The organism is Gordonia sp. Swx-4 (genome assembly GCF_030316175.1).
Lineage (GTDB): Bacteria > Actinomycetota > Actinomycetes > Mycobacteriales > Mycobacteriaceae > Gordonia > Gordonia alkanivorans.
This window is the reverse complement of sequence record NZ_CP128197.1, coordinates 817,360-835,836: the sequence shown is the minus strand read 5'-3', so window position 1 is coordinate 835,836 and position 18,477 is coordinate 817,360. Positions and strand designations below refer to the sequence as shown.

Below are 18,477 nucleotides of genomic sequence, written 5' to 3'. Positions count from 1 at the left end.
CCGGGTCAGACCGGTGCGCTCTCCTTGGCCGCGGCCGCCTTGGCCCAGCGGTAGTCGGCCTTGCCGGCCGGCGTGCGCTTGACCTCGTCGACGAACACGACGGTGCGCGGGACCTTGTAGCGGGCCAGGGTCTCGCGGCAGTGCTCCTGGATCTCCTCGAGCGACGGCTCCTCGGCACCCTCGGCGAGTGAGATCACCGCCGCGACCCGCTGGCCGTACTTCTCGTCGGGGACCGGGACGACCAGCGCGTCGGCGACCGCCGGATGGGCGTGCAGGGTGGCCTCGACCTCTTCGGCGTAGACCTTCTCGCCGCCGGTGTTGATGCATTGCGAGCCGCGGCCGAGGAACACGATCGAACCGTCGGCCTCGACGGTGCCCATGTCACCCAGGATCGAGATGCGGGTGCCGTCCGGCAGCGTCGGGAAGGTCTTGGCGGTCTTCTCCTCGTCCTTGTAGTAGCCGAGGGGAACGTTGCCGATGCGCGCGATGTACCCGACGTCGCCCGAGCCCGGCTCGATCTTGTTGAGACTCTCGTCGACGACCATCATGCGGTCGGTCGGCGGCACCTTCAGGTTGCCGTTGTCGTCCATCATGATCTCGCCGTCGTTGCCCGACTCGGACGCGCCGAAGTTGTCGCGCAGCACCAGATCCGGCTTCACCGCGAGCATCCGGTCACGCACATGCTGCGACCAGATCGCACCACCGGAGGTGATGGAGAACATCGACGACAGGTCGACGGAATCCTTCCGCTTCTCCAGCTCCTCGACCAGCGGCATGCCCATGGCGTCGCCGACGATGAGGACGATGTTGACCTTCTCCTTCTCGACCTCGGTGACGATGGCCTCCGGGTCGAAGTCGCGCTGGATCACCAGGCGGCCGCCGAGGGTGAAGAAGGTGAACAGCGAGTACGACGCCGCGCCGTGCATGAGCGGGGCCGCCAGCAGGAACGCGATCGACGGGAAATCCTTGACCGCCGTACCGATCTCCTCGAGATCTTTGCGGGGATCACCGTAGGGGTTGCCACCCGAGAGCGGCTTGCGGAAGAAGTCGTCGTGCTGCCACATGACGCCTTTGGGGTAACCCGTGGTGCCACCGGTGTAGAGCAGGTAGAGCTCTTCGCCGTTGCGTGGCTCGAAGTCGCGGTTGTCCGGCTTGGAGTCGGCCTCGGCGAAGGACACGATCTCGACGGTGCGTCCATCGGGCAGGTCTGCGACGGCCGCGGTGAGTTCCTCGACGACGTCACCGATGACGAACACCGTTCGGACGGTAGGCGTCTCGGCGAGCAGCGCGGCGACGCTGCGCTGGTGCTCGGGGAGTTCGACGATGATCGCGCGCGAATCGGAGTTGTCGAAGATGTACTGCAGCTCGGCGTTGGTGTACCGGTAATTGATGTTGACCGGCACCGCGCGGACCTTCAGCAGGCCGAGGAGGCTGGTGACGTGTTCGACGCTGTTCTTGAGGAACAGTGCGACGTTGTCGAAGGCGCCGATACCCGAACCCGAGAGCAGGTGTGCCACCTGGTTGGACAGCTTGTCGAGTTCGGCGTAGCTGATCTGGCGGCCCTGATAGCTGAGCGCGATCCGCTCGGGCACCGAATCGGCGACCGTCTCGAAGACATCGGCGAGGTTGAACTTCATTCTGCGCGCTCCTCGTTCTCAAGAGAGTTGTTGCACTGGACTGGCTGGTCGGGACTGATGTGGGTGGTGGCTGCGGTTCCGGTCATGCGGTGAGCACCAACCCGCTTGTGGGGACGCCCGTTCCGGCGGTGACGACGACCTTCTCGGCGTCGTCGACCTGGTTGACGGAGGTACCCCGGATCTGACGGACGGCTTCGGCGATGCCGTTCATGCCGTGGATGTAGGCCTCACCGAGCTGGCCACCGTGGGTGTTGAGCGGCAGGCGGCCGCCCACCTCCAGGGCACCGGGTTCACGGACGAAGTCCTTGGCCTCACCGCGTCCGCAGAAACCCAGCTCCTCGAGCTGGAGGAGCGTGTACGGGGTGAAGTGGTCGTACAGGACGGCCATGTCCATGTCCGCGGGACCGAGGCCGGACTGCGACCACAGCTGCCGTCCGACGAGACCCATCTCGGGCAGCGATGCCAGCTCGTCGCGGTAGTAGCTGGTCATGATGAACTGGTCGGCCGCGGAACCGGCTGCGGCCGCAGCGATCACGGCCGGTGTGTTCGGCAGGTCCTTGGCACGCTCGGCCGACACGATGACCAGCGCGACACCGCCGTCGGACTCCTGACAGCAGTCGAGCAGGTGCAACGGCTCGGCGATGTACCGGGAGTTCTGGTGGTCCTCCAGGGTGATCGGCTTCTCGTAGAAGAAGGCGTCTGGATTGACCGCGGCATGCTTGCGGTCGACGACCGCGATTCGGCCGAAATCCTCACTGGTGGCGCCGTAGTCGTGCATGTACCGCTGGGCGATCATCGCGACGAACGCCGCCGGCGTCGACAACCCGTGCGGGTAGCTGAAGGCGTTCTCCGTGCCCGAGGAGTTCTCCTGGTTGGCGACCGCCGAATTCACCTGTCCGAACCGCAGTCCCGACCGTTCGTTGAACGCACGGTAGGCGACGACGACGTCGGCGACCCCGGTCGCCACCGCCATCGCGGCCTGCTGCACGGTCGCGCACGCTGCGCCGCCGCCGTAGTGAATCCGCGAGAAGTAGGTCAGCTCGGGGATTCCGACGGCCCGGGCGACCGAGATCTCGCTGTTGGTGTCCATGGTGAACGTGACGAGTCCGTCGACGTCGGCCGGGGTCAGACCCGCATCGGCGATCGCCGCCGACACCGCCTCCGCCGCGAGCCGCAGCTCGCTCCGCCCGGAGTCCTTGGAGAACTCGGTGGCCCCGATGCCGGCGATAGCCGCCTGTCCGGACAACCCGCCCATCAGTGCCCCTCCCCTTGCGACGAACTCGAGGCACCCTCGCCGATGGTGAGGGTCACCGTCGAGATGACGTGCTTGCCCAGCGAATTGGTTCCGGTGACGGCGACCGTCAGCAGGCCGTCGTCGGCGACCTCGGTGACCTCACCGGTGAAGGTGACCGAGTCGTAGGCGTACCACGGCACGCCCAGTTTCAGTGAGATCGAACGGATTCGGGCGGTGGGTCCCGCCCAGTCGGTGACGAAGCGCTCGACCAGACCGGTGTCGGTCAGGATGTTGACGAAGATGTCCTTGGACCCCTTGGCCTGCGCGAGGTCGCGGTCGTGATGCACATCCTGGAAGTCGCGGGTGGCGAGTGCCGTCGCGACGACGAAGGTCGGGGTCGCTTCGATGACCAAAGGCGGCAGGGCGGTTCCGACGTTCACCGCCGGAGTGGCGACACTGGTCATGCTTCTCCCCCTTCGCTTGCCGGCTCCCAGGCGTACAGCGTCCACGCCGGCGTCCCCGCGTCGTCGCGGGCCGGGAAGTCCAGGAAGGTCACCCGCACCGGCATGCCGATCTCCACGTCCTCCGGTTCGACGCCACGCAGTTCTCCCAGCATCCGCACACCTTCGTCGAGCTCTACGAGGGCGACGACGAACGGCAGCTGCCGGCCGGGGACCTTGGGGGCACGATGGACCACATAGCTGTAGACGGTGCCGGTTCCCGACGCGACCACGTAGTCGGTCTCCGGCACCGAACCGTCGGCCTCGCGGGGCTTCCATGTCGCCGGGACCGGCGGGTGTCGCAGCGCGCCCTCGCCGTCGCGCTGGATGCGCAGCTCGTGTGCCGCCACGCCCTCCCAGAAGAAGGCGGTGTCGCGTGAGACGCTCGGCTTGAGCAACCGGGCCGGGTCGAGATCGTCGGGTATAGACGAAACCGGCTCGGGTGCAGCGTCCTTCGCGGCCGGGCGGAACTTGAGGATGCGGAACCGCATCTCCGCGACGACCTCGTCTACACCGTTCTCGTCAGGCACCGACCACACGTTGCGCGTGGTGAAGAACCAGCCCTCACCGAGCGCGGTGTTCTTGGGGCCGACGATCTCGATGAGTTCGGCCGACAACGACACCTGTTCGCCCGGCCGGATGTAGCGGTGGTACACGGTGTCGCAGTTGGTCGCGACCACCGAGGTGAAGCCCGCGTCGTCGAAGAGCTGTGTCGCGCGTCCGAGCGGATCGTCGGCCGTGCGTACGCCGTTGAGGCCGCGCATGGTCCACACCTGGGCCATCGCCGGCGGCGCCACCACGCCGGGGTGTCCGGCAGCGCGTGCCGCGGCATCGTCGACGTAGATGGGGTTCTCGTCGCCCATCGCCTCGACCCAGTTGTTGATCATCGGCTGGTTGATCGGATCGCGCCCACGCACCGGTGCACTCGCACCGTCGTCCATGATTGTCTGCGCGGCAGCGCGGATCGCCTCGTCTTCGGTCAATTCGGTACCGGTCAGCTCGGGGGTGCTCAACGCTTGGCCCTCGGGAGTCCGAGTCCGGCGGTGGCGATCATGTCGCGCATGACCTCGTTGACCCCGCCGCCGAAGGTGATGACGACGTGGCGCTTCTGCTGGACGTCGAGCCAGTCCACCAGGGCGGCGGTCTCCGGATCGGTGAAATCGCCGTAGCGGCCGATGATTTCGTTCGCCATCCGGCACACCGACTGGATGCGTTCGGTGGAGAACACCTTCGTCGCGGCGGCATCGGCCATGGAGATCGCCTCACCGGTGGAGGCGACCTGCCAGTTGAGCAGTTCGTTGATCCGGCCGTAGGCGTCGATGGTGGCCAGCGCCCGGCGCACGTCGGGATGCTTCGCGATCACGGTGCCGTCGGGACCCGGACGCTGCGTCCAGGCACGCAGTCGGGCCGCCAGACCGTCGATGCGTCCGGCCGGTCCGAGCATGACGCGCTCGTGGTTGAGCTGCGTGGTGATCAGCTTCCAACCGTCGCCTTCCTCGCCCACGCGCATCGTCACCGGGACCTTCACGTCCTGGTAGTAGGTGGCGTTCACGTGGTGGGCACCGTCGGCGGTGATGATCGGCGTCCAGCTGAACCCGGGATCCCTCGTGTCCACGATGAGGATCGAGATGCCCTTGTGCTTGGGCGCGTCCGGGCGCCGGGAGCTTCGCGAGCGGGCCCTCTCAGCACTGTCGGTGCGCACGGCCAGCCAGATGTAATCGGCGTCATGCCCACCGGTGGTGAAGATCTTCTGGCCGTTGACCACGTAGTGGTCGCCGTCGAGCACTGCGGTGGTACTCAGCGACGCCAGGTCGGTACCGGCCTCGGGTTCGGTGTAACCGATGGCGAAGTGCACATCGCCGGCGAGGATCGCGGGCAGGAAGATGCGCTTCTGCTCCTCGGTCCCGTGGACCTGGAGGGTCGGACCGACGGTCTGCAGGGTGACCGACGGCAGCGGGACATCGGCCCGGACGGCCTCGTTGGTGAAGATCTGCTGTTCGATCTCCCCGAATCCCTTGCCGCCGAACTCCTTCGGCCAGCCCACGCCGAGCCAGCCGTCGTCGCCCATGCGCTTGATGACCTTGCGGTAGGTGGGCCCGTGCCGCTCGGTCAGCATGACCTTCGCTTCTTCCGGGGTCACCAGGTCGGCGAAGTACTCCCGGAGTTCCTCACGCAGCGCGCGCTGCTCGGGCGTCAGATCGATGAACATGCTCACCCCTGTACTCGGTCGGCCGGGGCAGTGCCCTCGGTGATGTCGGCGAGTTCGTCGAGCCGCACGGCGGCCCCACCCACCAGGCGGGCGAGGTCCTTGGCGACGGAGAAGTACCGGTGCAGCGGGTAGGTGATGTCTACGCCGATTCCGCCGTGCAGGTGGGTCATCGCCCGCAGGGTCGGCGGGATCTCCTCGGCGAGCCAGTACGCGGCGACGCCGAGATCGGTTGCAGCGTCGAGGCCTTCGGACAGTCGCCACGCGGCAGCGGTGGTGGACAGGTCCATCGAGCGACCGACGACGTAGATGTCGGCGAGCTGCTGACCGACGGCCTGGAACAGTGCGATCGGCTTGCCGAACTGTTCGCGCGTCGAGACGTGGTCGGCGGTGAGCCGGGTGGCCCCGGCGACGAGACCGTCGGCGTAGGCACACAGCGCGAGCCGGTACCGGTCGCGCAGGACCGACAGCTCACGACTGACGACATCGGCATCGTCGACGGCGACGTCGTCGAAGGTGACCGTGTACTCGCCCCAACCGCTCGACGACGGGGTGCGCGTGAGCGTGACACCGTCGGCCGTCGGGGAGATGGCCACGACGCCGGCGTCGGACGTGACGAGCAGGACCGAGGCACCCTCGGCGTGCAGGACCCCGACCTTCGTGCCGTTGAGGCGACCGCCACGGACACTGGTCTGCGGAGTCGGCGTCAGCGGGTCGCCGTGTTCACCGATCGCGATGGCGGCCCAGCGCCCGGCGGTCAGGGACTCGCCCCAGCGCGACCATACGTCCGCACCGTTCCCGGCGGCCTCGGCGAAGACGAGCGCGGCGGTCAGGGTGCCGAGCGCGGGGGTCACCGCGGCGGCTCGCCCCATCCGTCGGAACAGCGGCAGCAGCCCCGCCTCGTCGACGTCGTCACCGTCGCGGTCGGCCGGCAACGGCAACGCGAGCAGCCCGGCGTCGACGAGCGCCTGCCAGGTCTCGGTGTCGAAGCCACCGATCTGATCACCTGCTCCCGACCCACCGGAATCCCGCCTGCCGAAGGTCGACTCCCAGTCGGGTTGTCGTCGTGCGAACACGTCCTCCGCGACGTCGCGAACCGCGATCGCCGTGCCGTCCAGGGCAAAGTCCACCCTGCGTCTCCTCACCGTGCGCGAACTACAGAACTAGAACTTGTTCTAGTTGTATCAGAGTCGGCGCATCAGAGGGTAGAGATCCGGCTTTATCTGCGGTTTCGCGCAGCCGCGACCGGTCAGCCGCGCGGCAAACCGAGAATGCGTTCCGCCGCCGCGGTCTTGAGAATCTGGGTCGTTCCACCGGCGATCGACAGACAGCGGTTCTGCAGCACCGCGTCGGACGCATCGGTGGCCGCCAGGCCCTGCACGCCGAGGAGCCGCAGGGCGAGATCGGGCACCGACTGGCGGTGCTGCACACCGATCAATTTGCGGACGCTGGACAGCGCACCCGGGTCGAGTCCGGCGAGCTGCTGGGTGGCGGCACGGGCGTCGAGGACCCGACCGACATGTGCGTCGGCGAACTGGCTGCCGAGTGCCACCCGTTCGGCGTCGGAGAGGTCGCGCGTCATGCCCTGCACCTGACGCAGCAGCGACTCCATCTCCTTGCCGAGCCCGGACCCGCCCATCGCCACGCGTTCGTTCGCGAGGGTCGTGCGGGCCAACCGCCAGCCGTTGTTCACCTCGCCGACCATGCAGTCGTCGGGCACGACGACGTCGTCGAGGAAGACCTCGTTGAAGTTGGCGCGACCGGTCAGCTCGCGGAGCGGCCGGATGTCGATGCCCGGCGAGGACATGTCGACGAGGAAGTAGGTGATCCCCTTGTTCTTGGGGGCCTCGGCGTCGGTGCGCGCCAGACAGATGGCCCACTGCGCGTTGTGCGCCTGCGAGGTCCAGATCTTCTGACCGGACAGGCTCCAGCCGCCGTCGACGCGCTCCGCCTTGGTACGCAGCGCGGCGAGGTCGGAACCGGCCTCCGGTTCGCTGAACAGCTGGCACCAGACGATCTCGCCGGCGAGGGTCGGGGCGACGAAGCGTTCGCGCTGCGCGTCGGTGCCGTGGGACAGGATCGTCGGAATCGCCCAGGCGCCGATGACGAGGTCGGGCCGGACGACGCCGGCCGCGTCGAGTTCGGTGTCGATGAGCAACTGCAGGGCCGCATCGGCACCGAGTCCGTACGGCGCCGGCCAGTGCGGGGTGAGGTAACCGGTCTCGGCGAGGACGCGCCGCTGGTCGTCGGCGTCGGCCGCCGCGATGCGTGCGACCGTCTCGCGGACCTCGTTCCGCTTGTCCTCGACCTGCGACAGGTCGAGGGCGAAGCGCCGGCGTGCACCGGCGAGCCCGCGGTCGGCGAGCGCGGTGGCGGCATCGTGCGCATGGTCCAGAGCCGCCTGCGCGGCGAGTGCGGACCGCAGGTAGAGATGCGCGTCGTGTTCGAAGGTGAACCCGATCCCGCCGAGCACCTGGATGCAGTCCTTGGCCGTGGCAGCGGGCGCCTGGGCCACCACGACGTCGGCGGCGAGCCGGCTGATCTCGAGTTGTTCTCGCGCAGAGGCGAGTTCGTCGGAGGAGGCGTTGAGCACCTCGTCGACCGCACCGGCCACGTCCCATGCGACGGCCGTGACCTCTTCGCTGCGGCAGAGCATCTCGGCACAGATGTGCTTGATCGCCTGGAACGATCCGATCGGCGCACCGAACTGTGTGCGGACCTTGGCGTAGTCGACCGCGGTGTCGAGGGTCCAGCGGGTGACGCCGCTCTGATACGCAGCAAGCGTCGCCGACAGCAGCCCCTCGACGAGCGGCGCATCGGGTAGTTCGACGAGGTCGTCGGCGGTGACACCGGTCAGGCGCACGCGGGCCACTGAGGTGGTGCCGTCGAGCGGGGTCTCCGGCGCGATGTCGGCGCTGCCGACGTTCGGCGGGAGGATCCACCAGCGACCCTCGCGACCGGGGACGTCGAGCGCCGCGAGGACCGCGACACCCTCGGAGTAGCCGCCGACGAGCCCGAGGTCGATGGCGTCGGACAGCGGTGCGGCCGCCCCGCCGGCGTGGCTCGCGACCGGCGTCACGATGGGTAGCGCACCTTCGAGAACCTGGTCGAGGAGCGCCTGCGCCCGGGCATCGGCGCTGGTGGACAGCGCGATAGCAGCGGTCACCGTCGGGACGACGGGCCCCGGGACCAATTCGATGCCGCACTGCTCGACCATCGCCGCCACGTCGACGAATCCCGCCCCGAGACCACCGGACGCCTCCGGCACCGCGGCCGCGAACACACCGAAGTCCGCGAGCTGACCGAACAGCTGTGTCCACTGGTCGCGCGGCTTGTCGAGGTCGGAACGGACGAGTTCGGTCACCTTCGCGGCGCGCGCCCAGGACTCGATACTGTGGCATACGGCTTGTTGTTCGGGAGACGTGGCGATTGTCACGAGTGATCCTCTGTATGTCGAGTTGTGAGGAATAATTAGAACCTGTTCTAATATGCCATGGGTGGAGGTGATCGGGTAGCCACCCGTGAATCCCCCGCCTCCCCGGTCGCCGATCACGTGAGGATGTCCGTACACACATGGCCCGCTCTGCACCAGGCAACGCCGCGGTCGACGCCCCAGCGGGGGCCGCAACCCCTGCCGCGTCGCCCGAAGCCGGTTCCACCGCGCAGCGCGAACGCCGCCGCCGCATCCTCGACGCGACGCTCGCTCTGGCCTCCAAGGGCGGTTACGACGCCGTCCAGATGCGCACCGTCGCCGACAAGGCCGACGTCGCGGTCGGCACGCTCTACCGCTACTTCCCGTCCAAGGTCCACCTGCTGGTGACCGCACTGGCGCGCGAGTTCGAACGCGTCGAGTCGAAGGTCGACCGCTCACAACTGCGGGGCGACACCGCGATCGACCGCCTGCGCCACGTACTGGACATGATCACCTTCGCGATGCAGCGCGACCCGCTGCTCACCGAGGCGATGACCCGCGCCTTCATGTTCGCCGACGCGTCGGCGACCGCCGAGGTCGATCAGGTCGCCGGCATCATCGACCGGCTCCTCGCCGGTGCCATCGTGGGCGTGGGCGAACCCACCGAAGAGGATCTCGCGATCGCGCGCGTGCTCTCCGACGTGTGGATGTCGAACCTCGTGCAGTGGCTGACCCGACGCGCGTCGGCCACCGACGTCACCAATCGCCTCGAGCTCACGGTCCGGCTGCTGCTGAAGGACCGCGCCAACTGAGCTGAATTCAGTCGTCCCGGTCGGCCGGCAGAGGGGTGCCGGCCGGCCGAGCGTGTACGTACGCCTCTACGACGGTCCGCATCACCGGCTTCCCGGCGTCGTTCACCACTTCCGACGTCGACCTGACGAGCGCGCGATTGCGGTCGTCGAAGTCGACGGCGTCGATGGTCAGCGAACCGGTCAACGTGTCACCGGGACGCACCGGCCGGAGGAACACGACATCGGCAAGTCGCTTGCCCGCGATGACCTTCCAGCGATACAGGACCCCGGTCACCGCGAGCTTCTGATAGATCGACATCGTGTGCAGACCACTGGCGATCAGCCCGCCGTAGACGCCGGCCTCGGCCGCGGCCTTGTCGGTGTGGAAGTCCTGCGGGTCCCAGGTGCGGGCGAAGTCGAGCAGTTCGTCCTCGGTCACGTGGTGAGTGCCGAAACGGAACACCTGTCCGGCCTCGAGATCGTCAGCCCACAATCGGTCGGCTTCGCTCACTTCAGATCTTTGGCGATCATCGGCCAGGTGGTCTTGAGATCGCGTTCCCAGTAACCCCAGGAGTGGGTGCCGTCAGGCCGGAACAGCACCGTGTGCGGAACCTTCAGCGCGCGCATACGCTGCGCCATCTGCTTGGTGCACTCGTTGACGGCGGCTTCGATGACTCCGCCGAGGATCACCTGGTTGGCCAGCGTCGCCGGGTCTCCGGCGACCAGCGGGGCCTCGAGGCGGTCGTACCAGCCGGGGAGGCCGGTGCCGCTGGTCATGTAGACCTTGGTGCCCCGCAGCTTCGCGGCGTTGACGTACGGGTCGTTCTTGCGCCATCCCGACGAGTTGATCGGACCCCACATGTTGTCGACGTTGCCCATGCCGCGGTCGGCGACGACCATCCGGATGTAGGTCTGCCCCAACGGATCACTGGTTCGGGCGCAACCGCTGTAGGCTGCCACCGACTTGTAGAGCCGCGGTGCGGAGATGGCGAGGTTCAGCACGGAGGTGCCGGCCATCGAGATGCCCGCGATCGCGTTCTTGCGAGTGGTGTTGAACTCCCTGTCCACCAACGGCGGGAGTTCCTTGGTCAGGAACGTCGTCCACTTGTTGCGGCCGAGCACCGGGTCGTCACGCTGCCAGTCGGTGTAGTACGAGAACGCACCGCCGATGGGCGTCACGACGTTGACCTGCTTGTCGCGGAAGAACTTCGAGTACTGCGTCTTCGCCGCCCAGGTCGCCGAGTCCTCGCCGCCGCCGGCACCGTTGAGGAGGTATAGGGTCGGGCGTGGCTTGGTGAGGTCCTTGGGGCGCAGGACGTTGACCGGGACCAGCCGGCGCATCGCGGCCGAGTAGACGATCAGCGTCGTCTGCTGGGCCGAGTCGTGGATGACGGTGTCGATTCGTGCGCGATTGGGGTCGGGTGCCGGCGCAGCAAGAGCCGCCGGCGCCCATCCGGTCGCCGCAACCGCGACGGCACACGCGACGACAGCCAGTCGCCTCTTCCACGAGGAACGCACCAATAGCCCCTTTGGTTAACAATGTTCTCAGACTTAACAAAGGTAACCGGGATCGACGGAGCACCCCAAGCCGAGACGGTCGTCGTTGTGCTTTTGTGATGTGCGGCAGGCCCGGTCAGCGTGGCTGGAACCGCTGAGCACCGTCGAGGCGCACGATCTCTCCGTTGATGTAGTTGTTCTCGAGCAGGTGTTGCGCCAGCGCGGCGAATTCGTCGGGAAGACCGAGGCGCTTGGGGTAGGGCACGCCGGCGGCGAACTTGGTGAGCGCCTCCTCCCCCATCGACTCCATGATCGGCGTCCGCATCGTGCCGGGGGCGATGGTGTTCAGGCGCACGGCAACCGAGCCGAGGTCGCGCGCGCCGGACAGGGTGAGACCCAAGACCCCGGCCTTGGCGGCGGCGTAGGCGGTCTGGCCGACCTGCCCCTCGTAGCCGGCGATCGAGCTGGTCATCACGATCGCGCCGCGCTCCCCGGAATCCTTGGGTTCACCGGCCGCCAACTTGGCCGCGGTCAGCCGCAGGACGTTGTAGGTGCCGGTGAGATACAGGTTGAGGGTCTTGACGAACCCCTTCATCTCGGCGGGCGAGCCGTCGCGGCCGACGATCTTCTGTGCCACACCGAATCCGCCGTGCGCGATGACCGCGTAGCGCAGCTCGCCGAGTTCCCCCGCCTGCTCGAGCGCGGCGTTCACGGAGTCGTCGTCGAGCACGTCGGTGCGCGCATAGATCGCCCGCTCCCCCAGCTCTTCCGCGAGTTCCTTCGCCGGCTGGTCGGCCAGATCGGCGATCACGACCGACGCACCGGCGGCGTGCAGCCGACGCACCGTCGCCGCACCGAGTCCACCTGCACCGCCGGTGACGACCGCGACTTCACCCTCGAACGACATCTGTTCTCCTCACATCGATTTCACGTGCTGATCGGTTGGGCACATGCAGTTGACTCAGGCGCCGGTCCACTCGGGCTTGCGCTTCTCGGCGAACGCGCGGGCGCCCTCGATCGCATCTTTCGAGGTGAAGACCGGCGCGAGCAGGCGACCCTGGCGGTCCCACTTCTCGTCGTCGCTCCACGATTCCGACTCGGCGATGATCCGCTTGGTGACCGCGACGGCCAGTGGACCGTTCTCGGTGATGCGTTCCGCCAGCGCCAATTCGAGGGCCTTCTGGTACGGGATCTTCTTGGGCAGCCGGAGAAGTCCACCGGCGCCCGCGACGAGGCCGCGCTTGACCTCGGGGATGCCGAACTTCGCCGACTTCGACGCGACGACGAGGTCGGTCGCGAGAACCAGCTCGGTTCCGCCCGCGAGTGCGTAGCCCTCGACGGCGGCGATGACGGGCTTGGCCGGCGGCTTCTGTGTGAAGCCCAGACCGCGACCCTCGATGGCAACCGACTCGCCGGCCGCGAAGGCCTTCAGATCCATTCCCGCGCAGAAGTTCCCGCCCGCGCCGGTCAGGATGGCGACCGACAGCTCCGGACTGTCGTCGAGCTCGTCCATCGCGTCGGCGAGCGACTGGCTCACTTCGTGGTTGATCGCGTTGCGCGCCTGTGGCCGGTTGATCGTGATGACGAGGATGCGCCCCCGGCGCTCCACGAGAACTGCGTCGGACATGTGTCGCTGACCCCTCACCGATTTTCGACGATCGCTGCGGACGCGCTCACGCGAAATCGGGCGGCGTCGGCCGCAGCTCGGGGGTCATCGTAAGCAGAGACCGGTCGCCGAATGGGGAAAATGAACCAACTGAGTTAGACAAGTTCCACGACCCCGTCCGCAAACCCACCCCTTTTCCGTAAACCCACTACCCGGCTAGGGGGTGGAAATACGGAAAAGGGGTGGGTCTGCGGGAACGGGTCTACTCCCGGATCTCGTCGACCAGTCCCCAGTCCAGTGCCTGCTGGGCGTCGATCTCGGCACCTGTGACGAACAGGTACAGCGCACGCCACCGTCCGATGCGCCGGGGAACGCTCACGGTTCCGCCCGCTCCAGGGATGAGGCCCATCGCCACCTCTGGGAGGCGGATGCGGGTGTCCGGCGCGGCGACGATGTGCCCGGCGAAGGCGGGGATCTCGATACCCGCGCCGACGCAGTGCCCGTGCAGCCGGACTTCGACTTTGTCAGCCAGCGTGGACACCAACCGGCCGGCCCCACCGCGCGTGCGGATCAGATGGGCGGTCGACGAGTCGGGCATGTGGCCGAACTCGTCGAGGTCGCCGCCGGCACAGAAGGAGCTGCCCGCGCCGTCGATGATGATGCGGTCGATCGAGTCGTCGAGGACCGCGAGGCGCAACGCCTCCACGAGCGCGTCTCTCCGGGCCGTCCCGTACGCGTTACGGCGTCCGGGCCGGTTGAGGGTGATCCGCAGGGTTCCGGCCTGTCGGTCCAGCAGCACCGGGTCGACGGCGGGCGGTGGAAGAGGTCGTCCTTTCGCTCGACGCGCCTCCAGCCACCGACCGAACTCGTCGCCGCCCTGGAGTGTCGAGTAGCCCAGCGATTCGACGTCGATCGCCGCGACGGGGTCGAGCGGTTCGGCGGCTCGGACCACCTGCGCGGCGACGAGAGATGCCTGGGGGCAGCGTGAGACGGCATCGGTGAACACTGCGACAGCCGCGTCGACGTCGTCGGCGGCCACCACACTCCGGTGGCCGGTTCCGGTCGGGGCACAGGTGAGATCGAGTGCCTCCAGCAGCGGGTTCAGCGCGTCGTCGAGCGGGCCCGTCGAAGTTCCCATCAGGATCACGTCCGACGCCGAGGCACGGTCGACGGCCCGGGTCAGGTCACCGTCGGTCACGCCATCCGCGGTGTCGAGGTCCACCAGCACCAGCGGGAGTGAGACAGCGGCACCATCCCCGAACAGGCCTCCGCCGCCGACGACCGGTTCGGCGGCGAGATCGGCGATCGAGATACGGCGGGCGTGCACGGCAGTGAACCTCCTGAGCTTTACCTGCGGACGGTAGCATTTCGCCCGTGTCCAGCCCTGCGTCCCATGATCCGGTGCGCGCCTGGGCGGAGAGCGGGATCCCGCATCTCACCGGTAGGCCCGACGGCCCGCCGCTCATTCCGCCCGGCCATGCCGCGGCACGGGCGCGCGAACTCACCGACTGGATCCGCACGGCAAGCGCCGGCGCGGTCGACGTCGACGGTGCCGCACTGCTGGGAGAGCGCGCGGCACTGACGGGTCACCGCCGCCAGGGAGACCTCACCCCCGGCGGATCGGGGCGCCTGCTTCCCGCATCGGACGGCTGGGTCGCGGTGAGTTGCGCACGCCCAGACGACCCCCTCCTGCTGGGCGCGCTGATCGAGAGCGAGGTCACCGGGGACGATCTCTGGCCGAAGGTCGCCGCCTGGCTCGCCGGACACTCCCGAGCAGACTTCGACGAACGTGCTGCACTGTTGGGCATCGCGGGCGGCGGTGTCGCACATGGCGCCGCGATCGCTGACGCAGCGCGTGACGCATTGCGGCCGAACGGTGTTCCCCGTCCGGTCGACGGTCTGCTCGTCGTCGATTTCAGCGCCCTCTGGGCCGGGCCACTGTGCGCACACCTGCTGGGTCTCGCGGGAGCGCGGGTGGTGAAAGTCGAGACACCGCAACGTCCGGACGGCGCGCGACGCGGAAACCAGGACTTCTACCGATTGCTCCACGACGGCCACGAATCCGCCGTGCTCGACCCGTCCATCGCCGCTGAACGCGAAGCGCTTCACCGACTCGTGGCCGCGGCCGACATCGTGATCGAGGCATCCCGACCACGAGCGCTACGCCGATTCGGTCTGCGCGCCGAGGATTTCGTCGCCAACGGGATCACCTGGCTGTCCATCACCGCGGCCGGACGCGACTCCCACCGGATCGGCTTCGGCGACGACATCGCAGCCTCGGCGGGTCTGGTCGCCGCCGACGACGCGGGCCCGATGTTCGTGGGCGACGCGATCGCCGATCCGTTGGCCGGTCTGACCGCCGCCGCGCTGGCAATGTGCGAGCCCGGCAACGGGACACTGTGGGACATCTCCATGCGCGCCACGGTCGCCTCGACCCTCGGCGGTCAACCGTCCCCGCCCACGCGTCGCGACGGCGATCAATGGGTGGTCGACACCGGTTCCGGCACAGTGCCCCTCGATCCACCCCGAGCACGCGCCGGCGGTGGAGGAACCCGATGAACGGCAACCTGTTCCGTGGGGTGTCACTCCCCGAGGGCATCCGCGACGTGGCCGTGGACGACGGCATGATCACCACGGTCGGCGTGGACCTCACGGGCGACGCGACAACGGGATTCGACGTCATCGACGCCGACGGCGGTGCACTCATCCCGGGTCTCCACGACCATCACATCCACCTCCACGCGCTGGCTGCGGCCTCGGCGTCGGTACAGTGTGGTCCACCCCAGGTAACCAGCGCCGGCGATCTCGGCGCCGCCCTGGACCGCGCCCCCGACACCTCCGGCTGGGTCCGCGGCATCGGCTATGTGGAGACCGTTGCCGGACTTCTCGATTCCGCCGCCCTCGATCAGCTCCACGCCCGCCGGCCGGTCCGCATCCAGCACCGCAGCGGAGCGGTGTGGTTCCTCAACACCGCAGCCGCCGTGGGCGTCGGGTTGCGGACCGCCGATCATCCCGGCGTCGAGCGAGACGACTCCGGAGCACCGACCGGGCGGGTGTGGCGCGCCGACGATTGGCTTCGGGAGCGGATGGGGCACGCCCGGCCGCCGGATCTGAAACACGTCGGTTCCGAACTGGCCCGATACGGCATCACCGGGGTCACCGACGCCACGCCGAACCTGTCCGACGAGTCCCTCATCGCGCTCGTCTCCTCGCACACGAACGGAGCAGTGCCACAACGACTTCACCTGCTGGGCGTCCCACTCGACGCGACACCCGACCTCCCACCGACCGTGACTGTCGGACCGTTCAAGATCGTCCTCGCCGACTCCGACCTCCCCGACTTCCCAACCCTGTGCGACCAGATCCACACCGCGCATTCATGGGGCCGCGGCGTCGCCGCGCACTGCGTCACCCGGGAAGCGCTGCTCCTCCTGCTCGCGGCCCTCGACGAGGTCGGCAGCCACCCGGACGACCGGATCGAACACGGCGCGATCATCGCCGCAGACACCGTCGAGGAGCTGCACCACAGACAGATCCCCATAGTCACCCAACCCGGCTTCATCACCGCGCGGGGCGACGACTACCTGGATCGCCTCGACACCTCCGATGTCGCCGACCTGTACCGCTGCGCATCACTCGTCGAACGCGATGCACCCGTCGCGATGTCGAGCGACGCCCCCTACGGACCGGTCGATCCATGGACGGTGATCGCCGCTGCCGCAACCCGTCTCGCACCAGACGGCCGCACCATCGGCGCCGACGAACGGGTCAGCCGCGGAACAGCATTGGGTCGCTATCTGACGCCGCTGAGCACCCCGGCCGCAGCGCCACGGACGGTCCGTCCCGGTGAACCCGCCGACCTCGTCCTACTCGACGACACCCTCGAATCCGCGCTACGGACAGGCGCGGATTCCGTGCGCTGCACAATGATCCGCGGGCGCATGGCGTACCGGCGTGGGGAGTGAGCCGATTGTCAGCCGACGCCGGGCACCGGGACCTGCGCACCCGTCACCGCGGCGGAGGCGTCGGACACCAGGAAGGCGACGGTCTCGGCGATCGCCTCCGGCGACACCCAGCCCTTGCGGGACGAATCCGGCTGGCTCTCACGGTTGCCCGGGGTGTCGATCACCGACGGCAAGATCGCGTTGGCCCGGACGGCGTCGTCCTTGTACTCCGCGGCGAGGGCGCTGATGAACGCCCAGACGGCGGCCTTGGACGTGATGTATCCGGCGGCACCGGAGAACGGTGCGAACGCGGCCTTCGCCGACACTCCGACGATCGATCCGCCGCCGGCGTCGATCAGCTTCGGGATCGCCGCCGCGGACAGCAGATACAGCGGACGCAGGTTGAGGCGGAGCAGTCGCTCGAACTCGTCGACCGGGGTCGCGTCCACACGCTCCCCCATCGCGAACCCGCCGACCAGATTGACCACGGCCTTCACCGGAGCCGACGGATCACCTGCCGCAGCGGCGACGACCTCGGCCACCGACGACTCGTCGAACAGATCGGCCTGGAGAGCGACCAGTCGATCGGAGTCGGGAAGGCGCGACAGCTCGGCCTCGACGACCCACGGCACCACCACACGCCAACCGTCGTCGAGCAGTTTCCTCGTGACCGCGGAACCCAATCCGCCCGTACCGCCCGACACGATCACCGTTTGCACCATCACCCGATCCGTCCAGTCTGATTGTGTGTATTCATCTCACCCTATGCGTGAAAGGCTATGCCGATGAGCACGAACGTCACCGCGGACGCTCCGGAGTGGTTCCGCACAGCAGTCGAAACGGAACCCGAGCACTCGTCGATCATCGTCCACGGTGCGCGGATCACCTATCGCTGCTGGGGTGAACCCGGCGCCCCCGGCCTGATCCTGGTCCACGGTGGTGCGGCCCACGCCGGATGGTGGGACCACATCGCCCCGCGGTACGCGCAGGACCGTCGCGTCGTCGCCCTCGATCTGTCCGGACACGGCGACAGCGACTGGCGCGACGCCTACAGCCTGGGCATCTGGGCCGACGAGGTCGCCGCGGTCGCCACGGCTGCCGAAGCGACCACCGACGCAGTCCTCGTGGGGCACAGCCTGGGCGGGCTCGTGGGCATCCGGACGTCGGCCGCCCACCCCGATCTCACCGAGAACCTCGTGCTCGTCGACTCCCGCATCCTCGACGCCGAGATGCTCGACGAGATCCAGCGAAACCAGCCCGAGGAAGGCATTCCCCGAGGCAGCAAGCACTACCCGTCACCCGAGGCGGCCCTCGAACGGTTCCGGCTCGTGCCCGACCACCCGAGCCTCGACTACGCCAGGGCCCACGTGGCGCGGCAGTCGGTCGTCCGCGACGACGACGGCTGGCGGTGGAAGTTCGACCGCGGATTCGCCGACGAACTGACCGATCTCCCCTCGCACCCGCCGAGCAGCTGCCGGCTCAGCGTCGTCTACGGCGAACACGGGGTCGTGACCCCGGCGATGATCGACATCGTCACCGCCGGCCTCGACGAACCCGCACGCGTCGTCGAACTCGCCGGCGCCGGTCATCACATCCCGCTCGAACAGCCCCTCGCATTGATGGATGTGATCGACCACGCCCTCTGATTCG

The 18,477-nt window shown here is 68.3% G+C and carries 17 protein-coding genes; 4 read left to right on the top strand and 13 right to left on the bottom strand.

Annotated elements, in window-relative coordinates:
• Positions 1-5: 5 nt before the first annotated feature.
• The 7 genes from PWF70_RS03845 to PWF70_RS03815 form a co-directional block, all read right to left on the bottom strand.
• Entirely contained in the window at positions 6-1,637 is a 1,632-nt protein-coding gene (locus PWF70_RS03845; RefSeq protein WP_006358427.1) for an acyl-CoA synthetase, read from the bottom strand.
• 82 nt (positions 1,638-1,719) lie between these two features.
• The gene (locus PWF70_RS03840) at positions 1,720-2,892 is read right to left on the bottom strand and encodes a lipid-transfer protein (RefSeq protein ID WP_006358426.1); all 1,173 of its coding nucleotides are present in this window, start codon (positions 2,890-2,892) and stop codon (positions 1,720-1,722) included.
• Positions 2,892-3,335: a MaoC family dehydratase gene (locus tag PWF70_RS03835; protein WP_006358425.1), complete on the bottom strand. Its 444-nt coding sequence runs from the start codon at positions 3,333-3,335 to the stop codon at positions 2,892-2,894. The genes PWF70_RS03840 and PWF70_RS03835 overlap by 1 nt, the downstream gene beginning before the upstream one ends.
• Complete coding sequence (locus tag PWF70_RS03830; RefSeq protein WP_006358424.1) at positions 3,332-4,384, bottom strand: bifunctional MaoC family dehydratase N-terminal/OB-fold nucleic acid binding domain-containing protein; 1,053 nt, start codon at positions 4,382-4,384, stop codon at positions 3,332-3,334. The genes PWF70_RS03835 and PWF70_RS03830 overlap by 4 nt, the downstream gene beginning before the upstream one ends.
• On the bottom strand, positions 4,381-5,580 hold the full coding sequence (locus PWF70_RS03825) for an acyl-CoA dehydrogenase family protein (RefSeq protein ID WP_286352837.1): 1,200 nt from the start codon (positions 5,578-5,580) through the stop codon (positions 4,381-4,383). The genes PWF70_RS03830 and PWF70_RS03825 overlap by 4 nt, the downstream gene beginning before the upstream one ends.
• Before the next feature lie 2 nt (positions 5,581-5,582).
• Complete coding sequence (locus PWF70_RS03820; RefSeq protein WP_006358422.1) at positions 5,583-6,707, bottom strand: acyl-CoA dehydrogenase family protein; 1,125 nt, start codon at positions 6,705-6,707, stop codon at positions 5,583-5,585.
• 119 nt (positions 6,708-6,826) lie between these two features.
• The gene (locus PWF70_RS03815; RefSeq protein WP_040004075.1) at positions 6,827-9,013 is read right to left on the bottom strand and encodes an acyl-CoA dehydrogenase family protein; all 2,187 of its coding nucleotides are present in this window, start codon (positions 9,011-9,013) and stop codon (positions 6,827-6,829) included.
• A gap of 137 nt (positions 9,014-9,150) precedes the next feature.
• On the opposite strand from PWF70_RS03815, the gene kstR reads away from it, so the two are divergent.
• On the top strand, positions 9,151-9,801 hold the full coding sequence (gene kstR, locus PWF70_RS03810) for a cholesterol catabolism transcriptional regulator KstR (protein WP_005194416.1): 651 nt from the start codon (positions 9,151-9,153) through the stop codon (positions 9,799-9,801).
• Positions 9,802-9,808: 7 nt separating this feature from the next.
• Here kstR and PWF70_RS03805 read toward each other — a convergent pair whose 3' ends face one another.
• The 5 genes from PWF70_RS03805 to PWF70_RS03785 all read right to left on the bottom strand — a co-directional run bounded on the left by PWF70_RS03805 (position 9,809) and on the right by PWF70_RS03785 (position 14,210).
• On the bottom strand, positions 9,809-10,291 hold the full coding sequence (locus PWF70_RS03805) for a MaoC/PaaZ C-terminal domain-containing protein (protein WP_006358420.1): 483 nt from the start codon (positions 10,289-10,291) through the stop codon (positions 9,809-9,811).
• Positions 10,288-11,298 (bottom strand): alpha/beta hydrolase, encoded by a 1,011-nt coding sequence (locus PWF70_RS03800; RefSeq protein WP_006358419.1) that lies wholly within the window; start codon positions 11,296-11,298, stop codon positions 10,288-10,290. Before PWF70_RS03800 ends, PWF70_RS03805 begins: the two co-directional genes overlap by 4 nt.
• A 115-nt stretch (positions 11,299-11,413) precedes the next feature.
• On the bottom strand, positions 11,414-12,184 hold the full coding sequence (locus PWF70_RS03795) for an SDR family NAD(P)-dependent oxidoreductase (protein WP_006358418.1): 771 nt from the start codon (positions 12,182-12,184) through the stop codon (positions 11,414-11,416).
• 54 nt (positions 12,185-12,238) lie between these two features.
• Entirely contained in the window at positions 12,239-12,904 is a 666-nt protein-coding gene (locus tag PWF70_RS03790; protein ID WP_006358417.1) for a crotonase/enoyl-CoA hydratase family protein, read from the bottom strand.
• Between the two features lie 241 nt (positions 12,905-13,145).
• Complete coding sequence (locus PWF70_RS03785) at positions 13,146-14,210, bottom strand: enoyl-CoA hydratase/isomerase family protein (RefSeq protein ID WP_286352836.1); 1,065 nt, start codon at positions 14,208-14,210, stop codon at positions 13,146-13,148.
• Between the two features lie 47 nt (positions 14,211-14,257).
• Between PWF70_RS03785 and PWF70_RS03780 the strand changes: the two genes are divergently transcribed.
• Both PWF70_RS03780 and PWF70_RS03775 read left to right on the top strand, forming a co-directional pair.
• Complete coding sequence (locus PWF70_RS03780) at positions 14,258-15,442, top strand: CoA transferase (protein WP_286352835.1); 1,185 nt, start codon at positions 14,258-14,260, stop codon at positions 15,440-15,442.
• Complete coding sequence (locus tag PWF70_RS03775; RefSeq protein WP_286352834.1) at positions 15,439-16,848, top strand: amidohydrolase family protein; 1,410 nt, start codon at positions 15,439-15,441, stop codon at positions 16,846-16,848. The genes PWF70_RS03780 and PWF70_RS03775 overlap by 4 nt, the downstream gene beginning before the upstream one ends.
• Positions 16,849-16,856: 8 nt before the next feature.
• Here PWF70_RS03775 and PWF70_RS03770 read toward each other — a convergent pair whose 3' ends face one another.
• Entirely contained in the window at positions 16,857-17,549 is a 693-nt protein-coding gene (locus tag PWF70_RS03770) for an SDR family NAD(P)-dependent oxidoreductase (protein ID WP_006358413.1), read from the bottom strand.
• A 63-nt stretch (positions 17,550-17,612) separates the two neighbouring features.
• On the opposite strand from PWF70_RS03770, the gene PWF70_RS03765 reads away from it, so the two are divergent.
• Positions 17,613-18,473, top strand: coding sequence for an alpha/beta fold hydrolase (locus PWF70_RS03765; RefSeq protein ID WP_286352833.1), 861 nt, complete (start codon positions 17,613-17,615; stop codon positions 18,471-18,473).
• The last annotated feature ends 4 nt before the right edge of the window (positions 18,474-18,477 follow it).

Bases quoted from the DNA above. Each gene is read 5' to 3' on its own strand.
- PWF70_RS03845 (WP_006358427.1), bottom strand. From the start codon at position 1,637: ATGAAGTTCAACCTCGCCGATGTCTTCGAGACGGTCGCCGATTCGGTG.
- PWF70_RS03840 (WP_006358426.1), bottom strand. From the start codon at position 2,892: ATGGGCGGGTTGTCCGGACAGGCGGCTATCGCCGGCATCGGGGCCACC.
- PWF70_RS03835 (WP_006358425.1), bottom strand. From the start codon at position 3,335: ATGACCAGTGTCGCCACTCCGGCGGTGAACGTCGGAACCGCCCTGCCG.
- PWF70_RS03825 (WP_286352837.1), bottom strand. From the start codon at position 5,580: ATGTTCATCGATCTGACGCCCGAGCAGCGCGCGCTGCGTGAGGAACTC.
- kstR (WP_005194416.1), top strand. From the start codon at position 9,151: ATGGCCCGCTCTGCACCAGGCAACGCCGCGGTCGACGCCCCAGCGGGG.
- PWF70_RS03795 (WP_006358418.1), bottom strand. From the start codon at position 12,184: ATGTCGTTCGAGGGTGAAGTCGCGGTCGTCACCGGCGGTGCAGGTGGA.
- PWF70_RS03790 (WP_006358417.1), bottom strand. From the start codon at position 12,904: ATGTCCGACGCAGTTCTCGTGGAGCGCCGGGGGCGCATCCTCGTCATC.
- PWF70_RS03775 (WP_286352834.1), top strand. From the start codon at position 15,439: ATGAACGGCAACCTGTTCCGTGGGGTGTCACTCCCCGAGGGCATCCGC.
- PWF70_RS03770 (WP_006358413.1), bottom strand. From the start codon at position 17,549: ATGGTGCAAACGGTGATCGTGTCGGGCGGTACGGGCGGATTGGGTTCC.
- PWF70_RS03765 (WP_286352833.1), top strand. From the start codon at position 17,613: ATGAGCACGAACGTCACCGCGGACGCTCCGGAGTGGTTCCGCACAGCA.